Annotated in this window: 18 protein-coding genes; 2 read left to right on the plus strand and 16 right to left on the minus strand. The window is 35.2% G+C overall.

What is annotated here, in order from left to right; translation table 11 throughout:
- Positions 1-271: 271 nt before the first annotated feature.
- The 3 genes from dtd to prmA form a co-directional block, all read right to left on the minus strand.
- Positions 272-709 carry a D-aminoacyl-tRNA deacylase gene (gene dtd, locus F5ESL0237_RS03875; RefSeq protein WP_122021707.1) on the minus strand — a complete coding sequence of 146 codons (438 nt, stop codon included), beginning with the start codon at positions 707-709 and terminating at the stop codon, positions 272-274.
- A complete protein-coding gene (locus F5ESL0237_RS03880; RefSeq protein ID WP_122021708.1) occupies positions 709-2,949 on the minus strand; it encodes a bifunctional (p)ppGpp synthetase/guanosine-3',5'-bis(diphosphate) 3'-pyrophosphohydrolase in 2,241 nt (746 codons plus the stop codon). Before F5ESL0237_RS03880 ends, dtd begins: the two co-directional genes overlap by 1 nt.
- Before the next feature lie 414 nt (positions 2,950-3,363).
- Positions 3,364-4,308 (minus strand): 50S ribosomal protein L11 methyltransferase, encoded by a 945-nt coding sequence (gene prmA / locus F5ESL0237_RS03890; RefSeq protein WP_122024687.1) that lies wholly within the window; start codon positions 4,306-4,308, stop codon positions 3,364-3,366.
- Between the two features lie 59 nt (positions 4,309-4,367).
- Here prmA and F5ESL0237_RS03895 point away from each other — a divergent pair, with 59 nt between their 5' ends.
- Positions 4,368-4,877, plus strand: coding sequence for an aminoacyl-tRNA deacylase (locus tag F5ESL0237_RS03895; protein ID WP_118896533.1), 510 nt, complete (start codon positions 4,368-4,370; stop codon positions 4,875-4,877).
- A 115-nt stretch (positions 4,878-4,992) separates the two neighbouring features.
- On the plus strand, positions 4,993-5,937 hold the full coding sequence (locus tag F5ESL0237_RS03900; RefSeq protein ID WP_122021710.1) for a sugar-binding transcriptional regulator: 945 nt from the start codon (positions 4,993-4,995) through the stop codon (positions 5,935-5,937).
- On the opposite strand, the gene citX is transcribed toward F5ESL0237_RS03900, so the two are convergent.
- The 13 genes from citX to F5ESL0237_RS03965 form a co-directional block, all read right to left on the minus strand.
- Positions 5,930-6,472: a citrate lyase holo-[acyl-carrier protein] synthase gene (citX, locus tag F5ESL0237_RS03905; RefSeq protein WP_122024688.1), complete on the minus strand. Its 543-nt coding sequence runs from the start codon at positions 6,470-6,472 to the stop codon at positions 5,930-5,932. The genes F5ESL0237_RS03900 and citX overlap by 8 nt on opposite strands.
- A gap of 223 nt (positions 6,473-6,695) precedes the next feature.
- Entirely contained in the window at positions 6,696-8,234 is a 1,539-nt protein-coding gene (gene citF, locus F5ESL0237_RS03910; RefSeq protein ID WP_122024689.1) for a citrate lyase subunit alpha, read from the minus strand.
- Positions 8,224-9,138 (minus strand): aldolase/citrate lyase family protein, encoded by a 915-nt coding sequence (locus F5ESL0237_RS03915; protein WP_122024690.1) that lies wholly within the window; start codon positions 9,136-9,138, stop codon positions 8,224-8,226. The genes citF and F5ESL0237_RS03915 overlap by 11 nt, the downstream gene beginning before the upstream one ends.
- A 3-nt stretch (positions 9,139-9,141) precedes the next feature.
- Positions 9,142-9,435, minus strand: coding sequence for a citrate lyase acyl carrier protein (gene citD, locus F5ESL0237_RS03920; protein WP_122021714.1), 294 nt, complete (start codon positions 9,433-9,435; stop codon positions 9,142-9,144).
- Complete coding sequence (citC, locus tag F5ESL0237_RS03925) at positions 9,425-10,480, minus strand: [citrate (pro-3S)-lyase] ligase (RefSeq protein WP_122024691.1); 1,056 nt, start codon at positions 10,478-10,480, stop codon at positions 9,425-9,427. The genes citD and citC overlap by 11 nt, the downstream gene beginning before the upstream one ends.
- Positions 10,480-11,283 (minus strand): alpha/beta fold hydrolase, encoded by an 804-nt coding sequence (locus F5ESL0237_RS03930; RefSeq protein WP_122021716.1) that lies wholly within the window; start codon positions 11,281-11,283, stop codon positions 10,480-10,482. Before F5ESL0237_RS03930 ends, citC begins: the two co-directional genes overlap by 1 nt.
- Positions 11,284-12,750, minus strand: a complete 1,467-nt coding sequence (locus F5ESL0237_RS03935) for a DASS family sodium-coupled anion symporter (RefSeq protein WP_118897854.1) — start codon at positions 12,748-12,750, stop codon at positions 11,284-11,286.
- A gap of 16 nt (positions 12,751-12,766) precedes the next feature.
- Positions 12,767-13,465: an RraA family protein gene (locus tag F5ESL0237_RS03940; protein WP_118896541.1), complete on the minus strand. Its 699-nt coding sequence runs from the start codon at positions 13,463-13,465 to the stop codon at positions 12,767-12,769.
- A gap of 19 nt (positions 13,466-13,484) precedes the next feature.
- Entirely contained in the window at positions 13,485-14,414 is a 930-nt protein-coding gene (locus F5ESL0237_RS03945; RefSeq protein ID WP_122021719.1) for an L-lactate dehydrogenase, read from the minus strand.
- 196 nt (positions 14,415-14,610) lie between these two features.
- Positions 14,611-16,008: a flavocytochrome c gene (locus F5ESL0237_RS03950; RefSeq protein ID WP_090092052.1), complete on the minus strand. Its 1,398-nt coding sequence runs from the start codon at positions 16,006-16,008 to the stop codon at positions 14,611-14,613.
- 26 nt (positions 16,009-16,034) lie between these two features.
- Positions 16,035-17,438 carry a class II fumarate hydratase gene (locus tag F5ESL0237_RS03955; protein WP_122024692.1) on the minus strand — a complete coding sequence of 468 codons (1,404 nt, stop codon included), beginning with the start codon at positions 17,436-17,438 and terminating at the stop codon, positions 16,035-16,037.
- Positions 17,439-17,538: 100 nt separating this feature from the next.
- Complete coding sequence (locus F5ESL0237_RS03960) at positions 17,539-19,602, minus strand: copper-translocating P-type ATPase (RefSeq protein WP_233551884.1); 2,064 nt, start codon at positions 19,600-19,602, stop codon at positions 17,539-17,541.
- Between the two features lie 291 nt (positions 19,603-19,893).
- Positions 19,894-20,535 carry a copper homeostasis protein CutC gene (locus F5ESL0237_RS03965; protein WP_122021721.1) on the minus strand — a complete coding sequence of 214 codons (642 nt, stop codon included), beginning with the start codon at positions 20,533-20,535 and terminating at the stop codon, positions 19,894-19,896.
- Between the last annotated feature and the right edge of the window lie 20 nt (positions 20,536-20,555).

Consider the following 20,555-nt stretch of genomic DNA (forward strand, 5'->3'; position numbering starts at 1 on the left):
TCATCCTTTTAATCTAAAAAGCGCCCTTGAATTAAATCAAGGGCGCTTCGAATTAGCACGGTACCACCTTTTGCCTGCTGCGATTAACGCTCGCGAAACGTTTATTATCTGTTAAAGGGGTCACAGTTAGCTCATTATCTGTCCTTGCACCATAGATAGACAGTCTCTGAAATAAAATTGCTAAGCTTCATTCTTTGTCATTGATAATTCTTTTTTAGCTTATATTTTTACTAGCAAAAAGTCAACCTGTAGTATCATTTTGCACCAATTTTTACATATCTAATACAATCGTGAACGGACCATCATTTTCTAAATCAACTTTCATATCCGCTCCAAACTGTCCTGTTTCAACCTCTAAGCCCAACTTTTCTAATTCATGATTAAAAGATTGCCATAATTCAGCAGACTTTGGTGGTTTCATGGCTTGAACAAAGCTAGGACGATTTCCCTTTTTGGTATCTGCTAATAGAGTAAATTGACTTACACTAAGAATTTTTCCATTAACATCCTTAATTGCCAAATTAGTCTTACCACTCTCGTCTTCAAAAATACGCATCTTAGAAACTTTGTTTGCAGCTTTTTGAATAATTGCTAAGTCGTCCCCCTCACCTATACCAACTAATAAGAGTAGCCCTTGATTAATCTTACCAACTATTTCCCCAGCTATTTTTACATTGGCCTGGTTAACCCTTTGAATTACAACTCGCATTAATTATCTGCCCTCCTTGTCTCATAAACATCAGGAATGTCTCTTAATTTAGTTAAAATACTGGCTAATTGACTTGAATTGTTCACAGCAACGGTAGCATAAATGTGTGCTATATTATCGTCATTAACTTTACCTGAAAGATTATCAATATTAGGCGTTAGTGCATTTAAGCGGTTGATTACATCACTAAGTAGCTGGGCCCGATTGTAACCAAATATTTCAATATTTGCATTAAATGATTGATTATTATTTGACTCAGTGCCTTCCCAAGAAACTTCTACTAATCGACCTAAACTATCATTATTGTTTACAATATTACGACAGTCATTGCGGTGAATAGTGACACCACGTCCCTTAGTAACATAGCCAACAATTTCATCGCCGGGAACTGGATTGCAACACTTAGCTAAGTGGAGCATCAAATCGTTAATTCCTTGGATAGTAACGCCATCGTTATGTTTTGACTTAAGTGTTGCAGCATCTAAACGACCGTTAACTGACTTGTTAGCAGCTTTTTGACCAGAGTTCAAAATTTCTTCTTCTAGTTGCTTTTGCTTTTTTTTCTCATCTTCACGGCGCAAATCAGATGTTAGGCGGTTAACAATACTAACGGCAGACAAATCGCCAAAACCAACTGCAGCATACATTTCATCAACTGTATGATAATTCAGTTGAACCAAAATTTTTGCAACATGCTCCTTATCCATAAACTCTTTAGGTGAAAGTTCCTGGCTACGAAGCTGTTCAGCAATCATTTGTTCCCCTTGAGCAATACTATGGTCGCGATCAAGATTACGATAATAACGACGAATTTTATTGCGCGCTCTAGAAGTCTTAACCATATCCATCCAATCGCGCGATGGTGTTGCATTGGTTTGGGTCATAATATCAATGACATCGCCATTTTTTAATTTATAATCAAGCGGAACTAGCTTTCCGTTAACTTTAGCTCCAACTGCATGGCTACCAACTTGAGTATGAATTTCATAAGCAAAATCTAAAGTAACTGCTCCCTTAGGCAATTCATATACTTCCCCCTTAGGCGTGAAGACATAAACTCGGTCCGAGAAAATTTCGCTTTTGACACTTTTCATGAATTCACCAGCATCTTGGGTTTCATCCTTTAATTCAAGAATTTCACGTACCATATCTAGTTTTTCATTTGAACTTGTTTGCTCAACCCCATTAAAGTTGCCCTGTTTATATGCCCAATGTGCTGCCACACCATATTCAGCTACATCATGCATATGTTGCGTTCGAATTTGTATTTCTAAAGGTCGCCCACCTGGTCCAATAATCGTTGTATGCAAAGATTGGTAGCCATTAACCTTCGGAACAGCGATATAGTCTTTAAAACGCCCCGGCATTGGCTTCCACTTCGTATGGACAGCTCCTAAAACTGCATAGCAATCTTTAACAGTTTGCACAATTACTCGTACAGCTAAGAGATCATAAATTTCTGCGAAATCTTTATGTTTGTCAACCATTTTTTTATAAATGGAATAAATATGTTTAGGTCGCCCATGAATATCATATTTAATATTTAAGCCGTCTAAACTTGCAGTTAGCGTGTTGATTGTGTCTTGAATATAATTTTCTCGTTCGCTACGCTTAGAATCCATTAAACTTACAATTTGATAATATGCCTTGGGATTTAAGTAGTGAAAACTCATATCTTCTAATTCCCATTTAATTGTTCCAATTCCAAGGCGATCGGCAAGTGGTGCATAGATATCCATTGTTTCAGAGGCAATACGTCTCTGTTTATCAGGGCGTAAATGCTCTAAAGTATGCATATTATGGAGGCGATCTGCTAATTTAACCATAATTACACGTAGATCTTTTGCCATAGCAATTAGCATTTTTCGATGATTTTCTGCCAAAAATTCTTGATGTGATTTATATTCATACTTATTTAGCTTGGTGACTCCATCAACAATAAAGGCTACATCTTTACCAAATTTATCTTTTAAATCATTATTAGTTACTGGAGTATCTTCCACTGTATCATGCAAAAACCCCGCTGCAATCGTGTCGGGATCAAGCCCTAGAGTTGCTAAAGTTCCAGCAACTTGAGTGGGATGAACAATATATGGTTGACCAGAAGCACGTTTTTGATTTTGATGCGCTTTTTGAGCAAAGTCATAGGCCTGCTTAACAAATGCTAATTGCTCCTCATTCATATATTTTTGACACGCATTGATTACTTCATCATATGTCATTTCTACGTATTTAGACATTTTAATCACCTTCAACTATATATTTGCTTATCCATTAAGCCAAAAATTTCAAAAATAAGATAAATTAAACCAAATAATAGATTATAATTTGCATATTTTAATAATACTATCAAACAAAAACATGTTGGTAAAAGAAGTAGCCAATAATGCTTTATATTGATAGTTTTAACCAAATTACCTACGTGATATCCGATGAAGCAATTAATTACAGTGAATAATAGTCCCACTCGCCAAATAACTGAAATTTTCAATAGACTAAAAATAAAAGGTAAAGTAACAACTAAAATACTCCACCAAATTACTGGCATTGGCTTATACTGGTTTATCTTGCGAATAAAAGATATTTGTTTGAACTTATCAATCAATTTAATAATTCCTTACTTAATTTAACTTAATTTCATATTATAACTCTTTTCAATTATCTTTTCGCGTAATTATTAAACCAATCCAGCGATCTTGCTTTAAAGTAAGGATAATTTTAAAACCATTTTGGTCAAGTGAATGGGCTACCTTATCCAATTGCAAATAATCTATTCCTGAAAAAATCACTTTTCCTGCTCGAGTTAAATGTTGATCTAATTGTGGAATTAGTTCAAGTAATATTTCAGCCAAAATATTAGCAACAATAATGTCAAACTTTTCATTAACATCTTGTAGTAAACTTGTTTTTTTAATATCGATATTAGTTAATTTATTCAAAGCAACGTTTTCTTGGGCAGCTGTAATTGCCTGATCAGATATATCAGTTGCCATTACCCTGTTTGCTCCTAAATAGGCAGCTGCAATAGCTAAAATTCCTGAACCAGTCCCGACATCAATAACAGTCTTAGGTTCAACCAACACTTGTTCAAGTCCCATCATTGCTAAACGAGTAGTTTTATGGTTACCGGTACCGAAAGCAAGACCTGGATCGAGTTTAATTAAATGTTGATCACTAAATTTAGCTTGATAGTTTTCCCATTCAGGAACAATGGCTAAGTGGCGTGAAAAATTAACAACATGGTAAAATTTTTGCCAAACACGATTCCAATCGCTATCCTCAATATAGGTATAATCAATTTTATTTAAACCGATGTTTAAACCGTATCCTTTCAATTCGACTAATTTATTTTTATAAGCATTAATTAATTGAACTTGACTTTGATCTGCTGCAAAATAAGCAGCAAATTCCATATCTTGTGGCAAATCAACAATTTCATTTAAATCTACAATAGTAGAATCATGCTTTGTATTTGCATCTTCAAAATCAGAACGTTTACGTGTTTCTGTACCCAAGCAATGAAGAATATCTTGACTAAAAACATTAAGTGCATCTTCTACTTCATGACTGGTTTCAATTTTAATAACTAGTACTTTCATGCTTAAACTCCCTTTTTATTTATCTTTTATCAATGCTATTATTTAAGAAGGTGATTTTTATGGTAAAGAAGAAACGACAAATTGAAAAAACATTGGTTGAAAAAATTTTAGATCAAAATAAAATTTTATACCAGCAAGCCCAATTCCCTACTCATTCAGATTCTGGTGGTATAGCACAAATGGATACTTCTATTCTAAACGAGAATGAACATTTAATCTATAAAACACTTGTCTGTTTAGGAAATAAGACTGGTGTCTTAGTTGGCGTTATTTCGGTAACGGAACATTTAGATATGAAAAAATTAGCTAAAGTATCTGGTAATAAAAAATGCGAACTTTTACCACTAAAAGATTTAGAAAAAACAACTGGTTACGTCCATGGGGCTAATACTCCCATCGGCATCTATTTTAATCATCATTTTCCCATCTATCTAGATAGTAGCATGATGCAAGAAAACAAAATTGCTGTTTCGAGTGGTAAAATCGGGCGTAGTGTGTATCTCAAACCCAGCGATTTAAAAAGAATTACAAATGGAACATTCTGTGACTTAATAAAAAATAAAAATTAACTATCTTATGTATATTTTAAAATTTATAATTTGATAATTTTTTAGCATTTTACCTTTAAATAAACAGCACTTTTGTAATACAATGTAAATTAAAATAAAAGATAGGGATTATAAAATGACATTATTAAGTGATGAACAGCTAGCAAATATTGCTCACGATTATTTTTTGAGCAATTTAAATATTGCAGATATTTCTAAAAAATATGATCTTTCGCGCTACTTAATTGATAAAGCGATTAATGAAGCTCGTGACAAAGGAATTGTTAAAATAAATATATATCAGCGGCCAAAAAGAGCACATAAATTAGAGCAAGAATTTCAAAAATTATTCAATTTAAAAGAAGCTTATATATTAGAAGACTTAGAAACAAAAAATCAAGATAATGAAATGATTGTTCATTATGCTGCTAAGCAAATTCAAAATTATATTAAACCAGCTCATGTAATTGGTCTGAGTTGGGGAACCTTAATTAAAGACATTATTGACAATTTTACTGAGAGTAGTCGTGAAGATTTGACCTTTGTTCAATTAGTTGGTCTAGCAGTCAACACTAGTAAACGAAAAAATCAATTAACCCAGCAAGCAGCTGAAAAATTCAATGCCAAATGTCTAAATATGCCTGCCCCACTTTATACAATAAATTCTAAATTAGTAAAAGAAATTAAAAAGGAACCATATTATGAATATATTGATCAATATTTCAAAAAAATAGATTTAATTTTTGCCAGTATTGGTACTGTTAAATCACTTGAATCTGGGAAATTTTTTATGGACTATTATTCTGATAAATTATTAAAAGATCTTGATTATAGTCAAATTGCTGGTGTGATCTTTGGCAGACCTTATGACATAAATGGCAATTTTTATCAGCCGATTGAATCACATATCTGCGGCATTAGCATGCAAAATATATTACAAATTCCTACTCGTTTCATCGTAGTTAAAAATCGTTTTAAAGATGATGCCCTATTAGGAGCTTTAAGAAGCGGCATAATTACACATCTGGTAACAACTAGTGGTATTGCCCAAAGAGTACTGCAAAAAGCAAACATTAACTAAATGTTTTTTTATATAAATTGCTGATATAATTTTGTAATTCTTGCACAGAATGACGTCTAGAGCGAGCACAATCTTTGGCTGGTCGCTTACATAAAAAACATTTTCTTCCAGAATAGCAAATTTCAGACCTTGATAAGGCCTGTTTTTTATTTTTAACTAAGACATCAGCATCAAATAAACGATTTAGTGGCGCAGAATCTTCAAATTCAATCGCTACTTTTTTAACTTCAATTTTATCTGCAGTTAAAAGATAAAAATTTTCACAACCTGCAGGTTGATTCTGACTTTGCAATAAAACAAAAGGTAATTTATTTTTAGTTAATGCTTGTTCAAGCTCAGAAATTCCTGCATAAAAAATATTTTCTAAATAACTGTTATTTTTTATTGGACCTGGAATATTTAATTTTATATCTAATAAAGTATCATGCGGATATTTTTGAAATATTTCTTGTTGTAGGTATGCTCGTTGATCTTTATTTTTTAAAACTTGATCAATACTTAATTTTTCCCCTTCAATAAAAATTGACTGATTCATTTCTTTCCTTTCAGATATATTCATAGTAAAAATCAACATATTAAATTAGACCGACTTACTTAATATTACTATTTTATTTTAGCTACTAAACAAAAAACCTAACATTTTTGTTAGGTTTTCGCTATATTGATGTTCCCAAATGAATTTTATTAAACATACTTAAATTTGTTAATTGAATTTAACTAAAATCGAAAGCTATTTTTAAAAATTTTTATGGCAAATTTTATTCTTTAACTTGCTTAATAGTATCAATGATTGAACCATCGCGGTATTGGATAAGAGCAACTGTATTGTCAGTATATTCCAGTGCCTTTGGGCTACCAACTTGCTGTTCAGCCATTTTTTGCAATTCTTTAATATCAATAATATTTAGATTTGTTACTTTACTAAAAGCAGCAAGTAAATCTGGCCGCTTTGGATTAATAGCAATTCCGCGTTCCGTTACTAAAACATCAATTGAATCTCCCGGAGTTACAACTGTTGCAACAGCTGGAACTACAGTAGCATTTCGACCACGAACAAGTGGCGCAGTAATAATTGTCATTTTAGCTGAAGCTGCATCTTGATGTCCACCGATTGCTCCACGAATAACTCCGTCAGATCCTGTCATTACATTAACGTTAAAGTCGGTATCAATTTGCAAAGCAGATAAAATTGCAATGTCTAAATTATTGACTACCGCACCTTTATTATGTGGATCAGCATACCAAGACGCATCAATTTCTTGTTGATCTTTATTCTTAGCCATTGATGCAGCAGCACCCTTGTCAAAGTCCTGCACATCCATAACTTTCTTAACTAAACCCTCATCAAGCAAATCGGTAGTTGGTTTAGTAATACCACCTAAGGCAAAAGATGCTGTAATACCATCATTAATCATTGATTGCCGCAAGTAGCGAGTAACAGCTAATGCTGCGCCACCTGATCCAGTCTGGAAAGAAAAGCCTTCTTTGTAGTATGGCGAATTAACAATTACTTGATTAACCATTTGAGCAATTTTTAATTCTTTAGGATCTTTAGTAAAACGAGTTGCACCGGAACCAATTTTATCAGCATCACCAATTTGATCAACCTTGACAACATAATCGACTTGAGTTTGTTTAATTGAAGCTGGTGTATTGGGATAATCAACAATATTGTCAGTTAACAATACTACTTTATTAGCATATTGGGCATCAATTAAAGCATAACCAAGTGAGCCAAAAATAGCGTCTCCCTCTTGACCATTGGCATTACCAGTTGGATCCGCATTTGGCACTCCTAAAAAAGCAACATCAATCTTAATTTCTCCTTCTTCAATGGATCGAGCTCGATTACCGTGTGAACGAAAAATAACTGGTTTTTTCAACCCACCATGAGAAATGAAATCGCCTAAACTGCCACGCATTCCTGAAGAAGTGATATCCGTAATCACTCCTTTTTTAATGGCTTCAATAACCTTATCGTTCATAATTCCGGTCAAAGAGGATGGGGCTAAGGTTAAGTTTTTGTACCCCAATTTAATAATTAAATCCATTACCTTATTAAAAGCAAAATCACCATTTCTAAAATGATGATGAAATGAAATAGTCATTCCATCTTGCACGGTTCTTTTAATTACTTCTTCAAGCGAATTAACGACTTTATCTGCACCAGTCGTAACTCGAACTTTAGGTGCTACCCTGTTTACTTCGGGATTGCCAATATCTACTGTTTCAAAAGGCTTTAAACCCATTTCTGACATTAGATTATCTGGTAAATTACGCTTTACTTTATTTTCCAATATAATTACCCTCTTCGTCAATCAAACTTGATGCCTTAGCTGTCTCAATTACCCGATTAGCTTTTTCAACAACTGGTTTATCGACCATTTTACCGTTCATTGAAATGACGCCGGAGCCTTTAGCCTTAGCTTCACGAATTGCACTCTGAACCGCCATCGCATTTTCAATTTCATCTTTTGTGGGATTGAAAACTTTATTGACCATCTCTATTTGCCGCGGATTAACTAATGATTTTCCATCATAACCTAATTCGTAAATATAATTGGTTTCACGATAAAACCCTTCAGGATCGTTCATATTTGAAAAAACTGTGTCAAAGGCATAAACATCCGCTGCTCGAGCAGCTTGTAAAACCATATTACGGGCAAATTCTAACTCACGTCCATCAGGATAACGACGCGTATGCATGTCCGCTGTATAGTCCTCTCCTGATACGGCTAATCCCATCATTAAAGAAGTTGCTGTAGCAATTTCAGGCGCATTTAATACTCCCTTCGCACTTTCAATTGCGGCCATAACCCCAATTGAATCTTTTTTAATATCATACTCTTCTTCAGCTTGTTCCATATCTTTAACTAGCTTTTGAATCATTGCAGCTGATTCAGTCTTAGGTAGTCGAATTACATCTACACCAGCACGAACCATTGCTTTGACATCTTCTTCATAAAATGGAGTATCTTGACCATTAATCCGAACTACAATCTCGGCTCCACCAAAGTCTACAGTTTTAATAGCATTATAAACTAGCATTCGTGCTGCATCTTTTTCTGTCAAAGAAACAGCATCTTCCAGATCGAGCATGATGGAATCTGCACCATAGATACCAGCATCCTTAATCATTGAAGGGTTGTTACCTGGAACAAACATCATTGTTCGACGTAGACGATTTTTTACATAAGTCATTGATTACAATACCTCCAATTTAGGTTGATCCGAAGTTTCTGTAGCACGTTGGACTGCCGTCAAAGTTCGAGCAGCAATTACACAATCAAGCGCTCCTTTATCAGTAGCTTTAACCTTAGCATTTTGAACACCATATTTTTTTAGGGTAGTAATAATCACTTCTTTAATTTGATCACCATAGGCTTTAATAACTTCTGAATCTAAATCAATTTGAATTCCATTGGTACCCTTAGCAATCATGATTTGAATATCTGATGATTCCAAGGTGCCTGCTACACCAATTGTTTTAATTTCCATTAATATTTATTCCTTCCTTAATTCTAGCTTGTAGGACTTCTTTTTGACGATAAATAAATTGCATTGTTTGCGGTGGTACAAAGTTTGAAATGGCTGTCAAATTATCTTCCTTAATTAATTGTCGCACACGGGTTGCAGTTATTACTTTTCCGTTAATCTGAAATCGATTAACAATTCTAACATCTACTAAGGGACTTAGCTTATTTGTTAAGCTTTGGTTATAAAAGTTAGTTGTTCTTGAGAATGGTTCCGTCCCTAAGTAACGGCGCTTAATTGCTAACTGAGGTGCAATAAAATTTTTAAAAACTAAAGCATCAATATCTGTTTGGGTTGTAATTAAATCAGCCGAAGATTTTAAAAAGTATGCGGGGAAAGTTGATTGTGAAACCATATAATCACCACCGCTTACTACTAAAACATTTTTCAAATCGCTAGTTCCGCTTTTGACCAACTGCATTCGTTCTTTTGTTTTAAACAAGGAAAGATCAGTCGCTACAACAAATACATAAACTAAGTCATTTTCTTGACTAGCCAGCTGAACTAACTTTCTATGTCCCAAAGTAAATGGGTTGGCATTCATGACAATTGCTGCCACTTGTTTATTAGATTGATCTTCAATTTTAGGTATTGCAGTTATAAAGTCGTTGATATCTGGAGTACCACTTTCTAAAAAGGCAGCATGTTCAGTATGTGCTAATTCGGAAAAACCTAAATGTGAAAAACTAGTAGCATATTTTGCTTTTGTAAATACAAAACTATGAAATACTTTCTGATCAAATAAGTAGTGCTGCAAGGCAGTTACCATCTGATTAAAGCGTGCACCGGGGACGGCGTCTTGATTACACACCGCAATATACTTTAAAACATTGTTTGCAATGCTACCCGTGCCAACCAGCTGACCATTTTCATCAATTAGGGCTAAAGTATGATCAATTGCCGCTATTTCAAGCAGGCCAAAATCAGTTATACCCATTTTTAACAAAAAATTTTGCCATTTTTTCTTTGTCGCTGGATTATTCAAATATAAATCCACTACTTTATCCATTAAGTCACTTCCTTTTCAACCAAAAAATTAAGTACTTCTTCATACATAACATTGGGTTGCTCAGCTTGAATAATGTGTCCACATTCAGGAATAATTTTAGCGCTAATTTGAGAATTGAGTTCAGTCATTTTATAAGCAAAATGATAATTAAAGAAAGGGGAATTTTTTCCAGCTAAAACTAACATTGGAATTTTCAAATTAACTAACACATCGCGCCAATCTTGTTCCGCATGATTAATTCGACACAAATAATTACTTTTTGGAAAATAAGGATATTTTTGTGCAAAATGATGTGCTTTTTCAAACATCACATCGTCTATTTGAGCATAAATACCACTACCAAAATCAAGCTTTAAGTAATCAGGAAAGTTAGCCCATGTTAAATCTTTAAAACCAAACTTCCAAGTTGAATCATTAATCATCTTGGGTGGCTGGTCTAAATCAATTAGTGCATTTAATCTATCAGAACCATAGATAGAAATATACGCCCAGAAATTGGCAGCTCCCATTGAATTGCCAATGCCAATAATATGGGATAAATCTAACTTTTGAATTAACTCAGCTAAATCTGCTGCATGCCGACTAATTCGTTGCCCTTGAAAAGTTCTTGCAGACTTACCTTGATTACGTGGATCAATAATAATAATTCTAAATTTTGACTGAAACCGTTCCAATGCTTTTTCCCAAAGTAAAGCAGATCCACCGATACCTGGAATAGCTAATAATGGTTGTTTATCTGCTTGAGTATCATAATAATGAATTCTTATACCATCATTGGTTATTAAATCTGCTTGATGAATCATCTACCACATTCCAATCATTTTCATCCAAAGTGTCCCAATTCCACCAAAAATAACCAAATAAATAATGCCTAGAATAAAGTTATACTTCCACCATTCACCTTGCTTAATATAGCCAGTAGTAGCTAAAATCGAAGCGGGACCGTTGGCATAGTGAGTAGTCGACGCATTAATTGCACCAGTAAATGCTAGTAACATTGCAGCTAAGGCCAACGGAGTACCAGTTGCAACAGCTACTGACAAAAACGGTAAGTATAAAGCAGTCATATGGGCAGTACCACTAGCAAAGAAGTAATGCGTATAAAACATTAATACAATTAAAATGGCTAAGACAATACCCCAACTAATGCCATGCAATCCACTTTGAATAGTTTTAGAGAACCAGTCAATAAAGCCAAATGAAATCAACTTACTAGCCATAAAAACCAATATTGAAAGCCAAATTAAAATATTCCATGCTCCAGTTTGATTTAAAGCATCTTTCATTGTCAAAACACCGGTTAAAAGCAGTAATCCGACTGCTAAAAAAGCAATGAAAGTTGAATCTAATTGGGGAATATCAAAAATTCCAGATAAAACCCATAAAATAATAGCCAGTAAAAAAACAATTGACATAATTTTCTCAGGCTTAGTAATCGCTCCCATTTTTTGCAAACGATCGTCAGCCCATTTTTTGGCGTTAGGCGTTTCTTTAACTTCTGGTGGGAAAATTTTATAGATAACTATCGGAATTACAGCAGTGGCAATTAATACTGGAACAATAGCTGCTGTGAACCAGCCAATCCAAGTCATCGTATAACCTTTTTGCGACGCCATCTGTGAAGCCACCATATTAGGCGCCGCACCGGTAATGAACAACGCAGTTGATAAGATGTTGGCATGAAAAGCGGTAAAACTTAAATAAGCTCCGATTTTCTTACGAGAAGAATCATTAGGTAGAGAATCATAATCTTTAGAGATTGATTCGGTAACTGGCCAGACTACTCCACCAGTTCGTGCACTATTGGAAGGGATTAATGCCCCAAGAATTAATTCTAAAACAGTTATTGCATATCCGATACCGATTGAGCGCTTACCAAAGCGTCGAATCATCCAATAAGCAATCCGATTCCCTAACCCCGTCTTACTAATACCATATGCCATAATAAAAGCCATCGCAATTAGCCAAGAAGCTGAATTACTAAATGCACTCAATATTCCGGAAGTAACCGCTCCTGTTTTAGGATTTACTTCATCTTTAATTGGGGCTAAACCAGCCAAAACAGTTACAATCAAGCCCAATAATGTTGTACCCCCAATTGGTAAGGGCTTAGTAATACAACCTATAATTGTCGCCACAAAAACGGCAAACATTTCCCAAGCTTGAACAGACAATCCAGCTGGCCTTAGTGGCGTGCAGCACCACAGAGCAATACCAATTATTAGTGGCAAAATAAAACCTTTATAATTTACTTTTTCTAACGTCTTCATCATTATTCCCTTTTAGTTACGGGCGATAAATATCGTCAATAATTTTATAATCTTTATTCTTTAATTTTTCATCAAGCCAATCTATATTTCCGGTGCCATTATGAAAGCTAGCAGCCTTGGCCTCATCTTCTTGATGAAATTTTTCTACTATAGGTAAAAGTTCTGCTGCTTTTTCGCGAGCAATCTTAACAACACCATCTGCATCCCCTAGCATTAAGTCACCCGGATTAACACTAATATTTCCACAAGAAATTGGAACATTTATTTCGCCTGGGCCCTCTTTATATGGTCCATTTGGTGTTGTACTAACGGCATAAATAGGCAAGTCCCAATTGCGCAAACTATCAATGTCACGTATTGGTCCGTCGACAACAACTCCTGCTACATGTCTTTGGTCACGTAGCCAAGTCATCATTACTTCGCCAATAACAGCTCGAGTATTATCGCCTTCATTATCAATCACAATAATGTCACCTTCATGACAATATTTTAAAGCGGCGTAAATTGTCAAATTATCTCCAGGACGATTATGAACTGTAAAAGCTGGCCCACACATTTCCGCTTTAGGCTTAGACATTAATTTGATTCGCGGAGCCATTGCTCCTCTTCGATTCATACAATCTGCTACATTAGATGATGGTAATTTTTTATATTTTTCAATGAGATTTTTGTCCGGTAGCTCTCTTTTCAAAAATATTCTTTTTCCAACTTGCATACTTATGCCTTCTTTATGCTTAATCTACCTTAATATCGACCAAAATTTCATGCATTTTATCAGCCGAATTAATCATTTTCTTAATTTCGCGATCTGACAAATTTGCTTCAATTACGTGACTAATTCCTGAACCGTCAATTGCAGTTGGCGTTCCTAAATATAATTCATGTTGGATGCCATATTCACCGTTAATTGGTGCTGACAATGGTAAAACAATTGCATGGTTATCTAAAATTGCACTAACAATTTGAGCCAACATCATGGCAATTCCATAGAAAGTAGCGCCCTTATTTTCAATGATTTTGCCACCCTTTTGCCGAATATCAGTTTCAATTTCGCTTAAAACTTGATCATTTATTGCACTGTACTGGCGTAAAGACTTGCCCGCTACCGTTGATTCATCAAAGTTTTCAAATGATGTGTCTCCGTGTTCACCAAGCACCATTGAATTAACACTAGCGATGGGAACACTTAATTTTTGGGCCAACTCTACTTGTAAACGAGCTGAGTCAAGTGAAGTTCCCGTTCCAATAACTTTATTTTTCGGAAAACCAGATAATTTTTGGGTTAAAGTGGTCAAAATGTCTACCGGGTTAGCCGACACAACAAAAATTCCATTAAAGCCAGAAGCTACAACCGGTTCAATGATGCTCTTTAAAATAGCAGCATTCTTATTAACAAGATCTAATCTAGTCTCGCCAGGTTTGCGGGGAATTCCTGCAGTAATTACAACGACATCTGCATCTTTTGCATCAGAATATTCTCCAGGATGAATATTACAGTCACCAACAAAGGGGGTAATATCTTCAAGATCCATAGAATCGCCAACTGGACGTTCTTTAACAACATCGGCAATAATTAATTCATTAACATGTGTCTGTTGTAGTAAGTCATTGGCAAAAGTTGACCCAACTGCCCCATCACCAACGAGTAACACTTTTCTATTCATAGTTGTTTCCTTTCAATTTATGAAAAAATGTAATCCTTTACATATTTAATTATAGAATTGAATTATTCTATTTGCAATATTCAAAATAAATTATTTAAATTTAAATTTTTTAAAATTTAAAAATATTTTTAAAACTTAGATAAATAAAAAAGTTAATTACTTAGTTTACTTAAACCCAGCAATTAACTTTTATTCTTTATTTTTTATTGCGGACAAATTTAGTCATCTGCATTCCTGCTTGACGTCCAAATACGACTGTTTCCGCGACAGAGTTTCCCCCAATTCGGTTATTGCCATGAAGGCCACCAGAAACTTCACCAGCAGCATATAAACCATTAATCACATTTCCATTAGTATCCAAAACTTCAGTCTTAGAATTAATATGGATTCCACCCATTGTATAGTGAATAGCTGGATTAATATGAATGGCAAAAAATGGGCCCTGATTAATCGCGCGCTCCATGCCGGTTGTTCTACTATATTCTTTGTCGACTTTGCTATCTACAGCTGTATTCCAAGTTTTAACAGTTGCTTCTAAATTAGAACTAGCAACACCAATTGCTTGAGCAAGATCAGTTAAACTTGTACCGTGTTCAACTAAGCCAATATGATCATAAAACTCTACCGCGGTAAAATTATTGCGAATACTTTGATCAAAAATCAGGTAAGCACCATTTTCATTCAAAGCTGTAATAGCATTAGAAACAATTTTTCGCGTATCCATTTCATTAACAAATCGCTTACCCGATTTATTGACTAAAATTGCACCCTCACCACGTAGGCCTTCACCAATTAAATACACGTGATCAGTGTCAGTTTGAGCTGTAGGATGAACCTGAATAAGATCCATCTGTTCCAATTGGGCATCAACCTGATTAGCTAGTTTTAGTCCATCTCCAGTTGCGCCTGGTTGGTTTGTTGTCTTGTAATCAACTAAATCTGGGCGGTATTTTTTAATTAATTCCTTTGAAGAACCAAAACCACCAGAAGCAAGTAAAACTGCCTTAGTTTTAACAGTCTTAACCCCATCTGCAGTTTTAATTTCAACGCTATCCACATTTTTATTTTTATCTTGTAATAATTTTATTACCTCAGCATTATTGAACACTGGAATTTTTGCTTGTTGAACTTGTTTTAAGGCATTAGTAATTAAATAATTACCGACTGGTGCCATTGATGCCGGGCGATGAGCTCTTTTTTTACTCATTCCACCAGTAATAGTTAAGTTAGTTAGCTCAATTCCATGGTTTAAAAGCCAGTCAATAGCTGCTGCTGAATGATCGACAAAATAACGCAATAACTCTTGATCATTCATAAGGCCGCCGCCTTTAAGCGTTTCTTGATAGAAATCTTCTTTATCGTCAATAATTCCTTCAGCTAGTTGAACTAAGCTCTCAGATGCATTCATACCTGAAGAAGCGCGCATTGTATTACCACCTAAAGCAGTATTTTTCTCAAAAACTGCAACTTGCAAGCCTAATTCATGGGCTTGAATGGCTGCAGTTAACCCGGCACCACCAGTACCGACAATAACTGCGTCATAATAATTAGCGATTTCAGTACTTTGATTAGGGGTAAAGACAAATTTTGCCATTTAAATTATTCTCCTCTTGTATTTCACTAGTCTTCTGGTTTAGTACGATCAATGTTAGTCATTTGCATGTAATCCATCCATTCATCATACTGCTTTTCTGAAACTTTACCACTCTTAAGGGTAGCTTCTTTTAGAGTAATACCCTCTTGATCAGCTGCCTGTGCAATTTTAGCGGCAGAATGATAACCAATGTGGGGGGATAAAGCTGTAACGGTCATTAATGAATTTTCCAGTAATTCATCCATCTTTTCCGAATTTACAGTCAAGCCAGCAATCATCTTATCAGCAAAACCAGTAATTGTTCCTGTCAAAATATCACAACTATCCAGAAAAGCGGCGATCATCACTGTTTTGTAAACGTTCATCTCAAAATTACCTTGTGCGGCAGTGAAGGTAATCGTAGTATCATTACCAAAAACTTTAGCAGCCGCCATCGTAACTGCCTCTGCTTGAGTAGGATTAACCTTACCGGGCATGATTGATGAACCAGGTTCATTAGCGGGAATATTTAGTTCGTGATATCCAGCGCGCGGACCTGATGCCAAGAAACGAATATCTTGTGCAATTTTAAACATGTCGTCGGCCAAAGTCTTAAGGGCCCCATGAACCACTGCAATACCAGAATGATGTGCCAACCCCCAAAACTTATTTGTTTCAACTTTGAATTCATGCCCATAAATTTTAGATAACTTAGTAGCAATTTTTTCAGTCATGCCTGCTGCTGCATTCAAGCCAGTGCCTACAGCAGTACCGCCGATTGCTAATTCGTAAAGTGTGGGCTTCAATTTCTGAATATAAGTCAGATCATGCTTTAATGCAGAAATATAACCCGATACTTCTTGACCAAAAGTGATTGGAGTTGCATCTTGCAAGTGAGTACGTCCTACTTTAACTGTCTGCCAGTATTTGTCTTGCTTAATTTTTAATTCAGCAATTAAATGTTGCACAGCCGGCTCCAACTTATCAAGGGCCTCAACTGCCACAATATTCATAGCTGTTGGGAAAGTATCATTTGATGACTGGCCGCGATTTACGTCATCGTTGGGTAGAATATTTAAACCAGGATGTAATTTATTAGCTAAATTAGCTACAACCTCATTTACATTCATATTACTCTGAGTGCCTGACCCAGTTTGCAAAACGTGCAATGGAAAATCTTTACGTAAATCAGTGTCATTCAAGGCAAGCAATTGATTGATTGCTTCTTCAATTGCTTCACCTTTTTCTTTTGGCTCATCACCAACTTCAACATTTGACTCTACAGCGGCTTTTTTCAAATTTAAAAAAGCACGGATAATCGCTAAGGGCATTAATTCCCCACTTGGAAAGTTGTGGCGGCTTCTTTCAGTTTGTGGCCCCCATAAAGCATCTTGAGGAATTTTAACTGGTCCAATTGTGTCACTTTCAATACGATATTCTGCTTCGCTCATTGTAATTCTCCTTACTATTAAAAATTATCATGACTTATCTTCATGAATATCATACCTGTTATATTTTTTATTTCAATATTTAAAAATAATTGCTATTTATTTAAATTTTTAAAAATTCAGCATTGATTGCAACAATAACTGTTGACAGTGACATTAAAATTGCGCCTACCGCTGGCGGTAAAACTAAGCCCCATGGTGCTAAAATTCCAGCAGCTAAGGGTAAGGCAATGATATTATAACCTGCGCCCCACCAGAGATTTTGAATTGTTTTGGTTTGCGTTTTCTGCGCTAAGTCCAAGAAACTAATGATTGCTTCTGGCTCACTATTGACTAAAATCACATCAGCAGAATCAACCGCAACATCAGTCCCAGTCCCAATCGCTACTCCAATATCAGCCTTAGCTAAACTAGGAGCATCATTGATGCCATCGCCCACCATCATAACCTTATTACCTGCAGATTGTAGTTTTTTAACTACCTTTTCTTTATCTTGAGGCAAAAGTTCAGCATAAACTTGATCAATTCCAAGTTGAAGAGCTATATTATCAGCTACTTTTTGATTGTCACCAGTTAGCATTACGGGGGTGATTTGACGTTCTTTAATTTGCTTAATTAAAGTAAAAGCTGATGCTTTAATCTGATCCCCCACTGCTATATAACCTAAAAGTTGACTATCTTGTATAAGATAACTAATTGTATCTTTATCAGCTGCTAGCTTAGGGAAATTACTGACTTGTTTGCGTGCTGCTTTTTCATTAACTAGTTGATAAGTGTGCTGCTCAATAGTTCCACTGACGCCTGCACCTGTCATGTTCTGACTATTAGTTAATGGCAGTAGGTTTATCTTTTTAGATTGAGCATAATGTAAAATACTTTGAGCTAAAGGATGAGTTGAATCCTGTTCTAGCGATGCCATAATGGTCAAGACTTGGTTAGAATCAAGTTTATTAGTTAAACTAGCATAGTGCCGAACTTGAAACTTTCCTTGAGTTAATGTTCCCGTTTTATCTAGCAATAAATAATTAATTTGGGAACTTAAACTTATTGCATTATGATTGCGAATAAGTAGACCATGTTTAGCACCAAGAGCAGTACTCTTAGCATTTACCAATGGGATAGCCAGTCCCAAGGCATGTGGACAGGCAATTACTAACACGGTCACCATCCGCTCTAATCCACTAGCGATTCCTTGAAAACTAGTCCAAACAATCAAAGCCAAAAGTCCAATTATTAATGCAGCATAAAATAACCAACCTGAAACTTGATCTGCCTTAGTCTGCAATTTCGATTTATCTGCCTGTGAAGACTGAACTAACTTATTGACACTAGCCAGAAAACCAGAATTAGCCGTCTGGGTAACTTTGATAGTCAGCGTACCTGAGCCATTGATTGAACCACCAATTACCCGCTGCCCCTTTTGCTTGGTGATTTGCCTTGCTTCACCGGTAACTAAAGACTCATCAGCAGTACTCGAACCACTGATAATTATGCCATCTAAAGGAATACTTTCACCAGGTTTTACAATAACAGTTGCTTGCTTTTGAACATCGTTAATCTTGATTTCTTCAATTTGATTGTTTATTTGTACATGTACTTTATCTGGCAATAATTTTGCCAAGTCATGAACTGAACTACTAGCCTTCATCACAGAAGTCATTTCAATCCAATGACCTAAGAGCATAATCAAAATCAAAGTTGCTAATTCCCAAAAAAAGTCCATTACCTTCATTTGACTGTGTACCAAATTATTTTGAATAAAGGCGTATACGCTATAAAGATACGCAGTGACAATCCCTAAGGAAATTAGCGTCATCATCTCTGGCTTTTTTTGCTTTAATTCCGCATAAGCTCCTCGTAAAAATATTTCTCCCCCATACCAAAATAAAATAGTAGCAAAAATAACCACTAGCCAATCTGAACCCGGAAAAGAGAATTGAAATGGCAACTTAAATCCCATTGCTGGCGATAACAATAAAATTGGTAGTGCTAAAATAAAAGACCACCAAAATTTTTGCTTTAAATTTCCCATCTGCATCATCTGACCACCATGCATCATCATCTTATGGTCACTCATCGCTTGCTGAGAATCATTTTTCATTTGCATGTTATCTTTTTGATCTGCTTGCTTTAGGTGCTGTTCATGCCCCATATCCATATTTTTCATATTTGTGTCCTATCCTTTTTGATCAATCCTATCTATAACTAGTTACCTTTAATTTACGTTGCTTGGTAAATGTTGTCAAAGAAGAGGCTCAAATTATAAAAATGTTATTTTTTAGTTTTACCTATTTTGCGTAATTGTCAGGATATAATTTTAATTACGTCTAGATTTGTTTATTAACAATCATATGTGCAAGAAAAATAAGCCAAATAAAAAAGATGAAATATTTTCATCTTTAAATTAATATCTATTTTTGCTAATTTTAAATTTAATTTATGCTATCTGATAGCCTAATCATTTAATCACTATTTTTGTACCATGAACTTGATTAACTCCCAGTAATTGCGCTACTTGATTACAGTTATCAACGGTAATTCCTCCTCCTGGCAAAATCGTTATTTGCCCCTTTGACCAAGTAATCAATTCGCTCAAATGGGCAAGATGAGTTTCAATTGGCTCCGTTAGTGGTCCACCGTGAGTTAAAATCCTTTTCACACCATGATTTGCCAACCAATCTAAGCTTGAATGTTGCTGTGCCAATTGTAGTTGGTCAAATGCCATATGCATAACCACTTCTAAATTCAGTTCCTGAGCTAAAGTAATTAATTTTTGCATCTGTTCGCAATTAAGTACCCCTGACTCTTTCAAACAACCAAAGGTGACCGCATCAGCATCTAACAAGGCAGCTAGTTGCAAATCATTAATCATTATATTTAACTCCGTTTCATTATAGACAAAATCACCACTACGTGGTCTAATCATAACTACAACTGCTACGCCATGTTGGTGCGCATATAATATTGCTTGTTTCATCACACCAAATGATGGTGTAAGTCCACCTTGAGCTAAATCACTGTTAAGTTCAATTCTTGTTGCACCAGCAGCAATCATTTGGGGAATAGCAGTAAAATTTTCAACGCAAGCTTCTTTTAGCATAATTAATCCTTTCAGTTTAG

It is taken from the genome of Lactobacillus sp. ESL0237 (assembly GCF_003692985.1).
In the GTDB taxonomy this organism is placed as follows: Bacteria; Bacillota; Bacilli; order Lactobacillales; family Lactobacillaceae; genus Lactobacillus; species Lactobacillus bombicola.

Excerpts from the sequence above, each read along its gene's own strand:
- F5ESL0237_RS03955 (WP_122024692.1), bottom strand. The coding sequence starts at position 17,438 with ATGAGCGAAGCAGAATATCGTATTGAAAGTGACACAATTGGACCAGTT.
- citD (WP_122021714.1), bottom strand. The coding sequence starts at position 9,435 with ATGGAAATTAAAACAATTGGTGTAGCAGGCACCTTGGAATCATCAGAT.
- citX (WP_122024688.1), bottom strand. The coding sequence starts at position 6,472 with ATGAATCAGTCAATTTTTATTGAAGGGGAAAAATTAAGTATTGATCAA.
- dtd (WP_122021707.1), bottom strand. The coding sequence starts at position 709 with ATGCGAGTTGTAATTCAAAGGGTTAACCAGGCCAATGTAAAAATAGCT.
- F5ESL0237_RS03935 (WP_118897854.1), bottom strand. The coding sequence starts at position 12,750 with ATGAAGACGTTAGAAAAAGTAAATTATAAAGGTTTTATTTTGCCACTA.
- F5ESL0237_RS03880 (WP_122021708.1), bottom strand. The coding sequence starts at position 2,949 with ATGTCTAAATACGTAGAAATGACATATGATGAAGTAATCAATGCGTGT.
- F5ESL0237_RS03900 (WP_122021710.1), top strand. The coding sequence starts at position 4,993 with ATGACATTATTAAGTGATGAACAGCTAGCAAATATTGCTCACGATTAT.
- F5ESL0237_RS03930 (WP_122021716.1), bottom strand. The coding sequence starts at position 11,283 with ATGATTCATCAAGCAGATTTAATAACCAATGATGGTATAAGAATTCAT.
- F5ESL0237_RS03965 (WP_122021721.1), bottom strand. The coding sequence starts at position 20,535 with ATGCTAAAAGAAGCTTGCGTTGAAAATTTTACTGCTATTCCCCAAATG.
- F5ESL0237_RS03915 (WP_122024690.1), bottom strand. The coding sequence starts at position 9,138 with ATGACTTATGTAAAAAATCGTCTACGTCGAACAATGATGTTTGTTCCA.
- F5ESL0237_RS03960 (WP_233551884.1), bottom strand. The coding sequence starts at position 19,602 with ATGAAAAATATGGATATGGGGCATGAACAGCACCTAAAGCAAGCAGAT.
- F5ESL0237_RS03895 (WP_118896533.1), top strand. The coding sequence starts at position 4,368 with ATGGTAAAGAAGAAACGACAAATTGAAAAAACATTGGTTGAAAAAATT.
- citC (WP_122024691.1), bottom strand. The coding sequence starts at position 10,480 with ATGGATAAAGTAGTGGATTTATATTTGAATAATCCAGCGACAAAGAAA.
- F5ESL0237_RS03950 (WP_090092052.1), bottom strand. The coding sequence starts at position 16,008 with ATGGCAAAATTTGTCTTTACCCCTAATCAAAGTACTGAAATCGCTAAT.
- prmA (WP_122024687.1), bottom strand. The coding sequence starts at position 4,308 with ATGAAAGTACTAGTTATTAAAATTGAAACCAGTCATGAAGTAGAAGAT.
- F5ESL0237_RS03945 (WP_122021719.1), bottom strand. The coding sequence starts at position 14,414 with ATGAATAGAAAAGTGTTACTCGTTGGTGATGGGGCAGTTGGGTCAACT.
- F5ESL0237_RS03940 (WP_118896541.1), bottom strand. The coding sequence starts at position 13,465 with ATGCAAGTTGGAAAAAGAATATTTTTGAAAAGAGAGCTACCGGACAAA.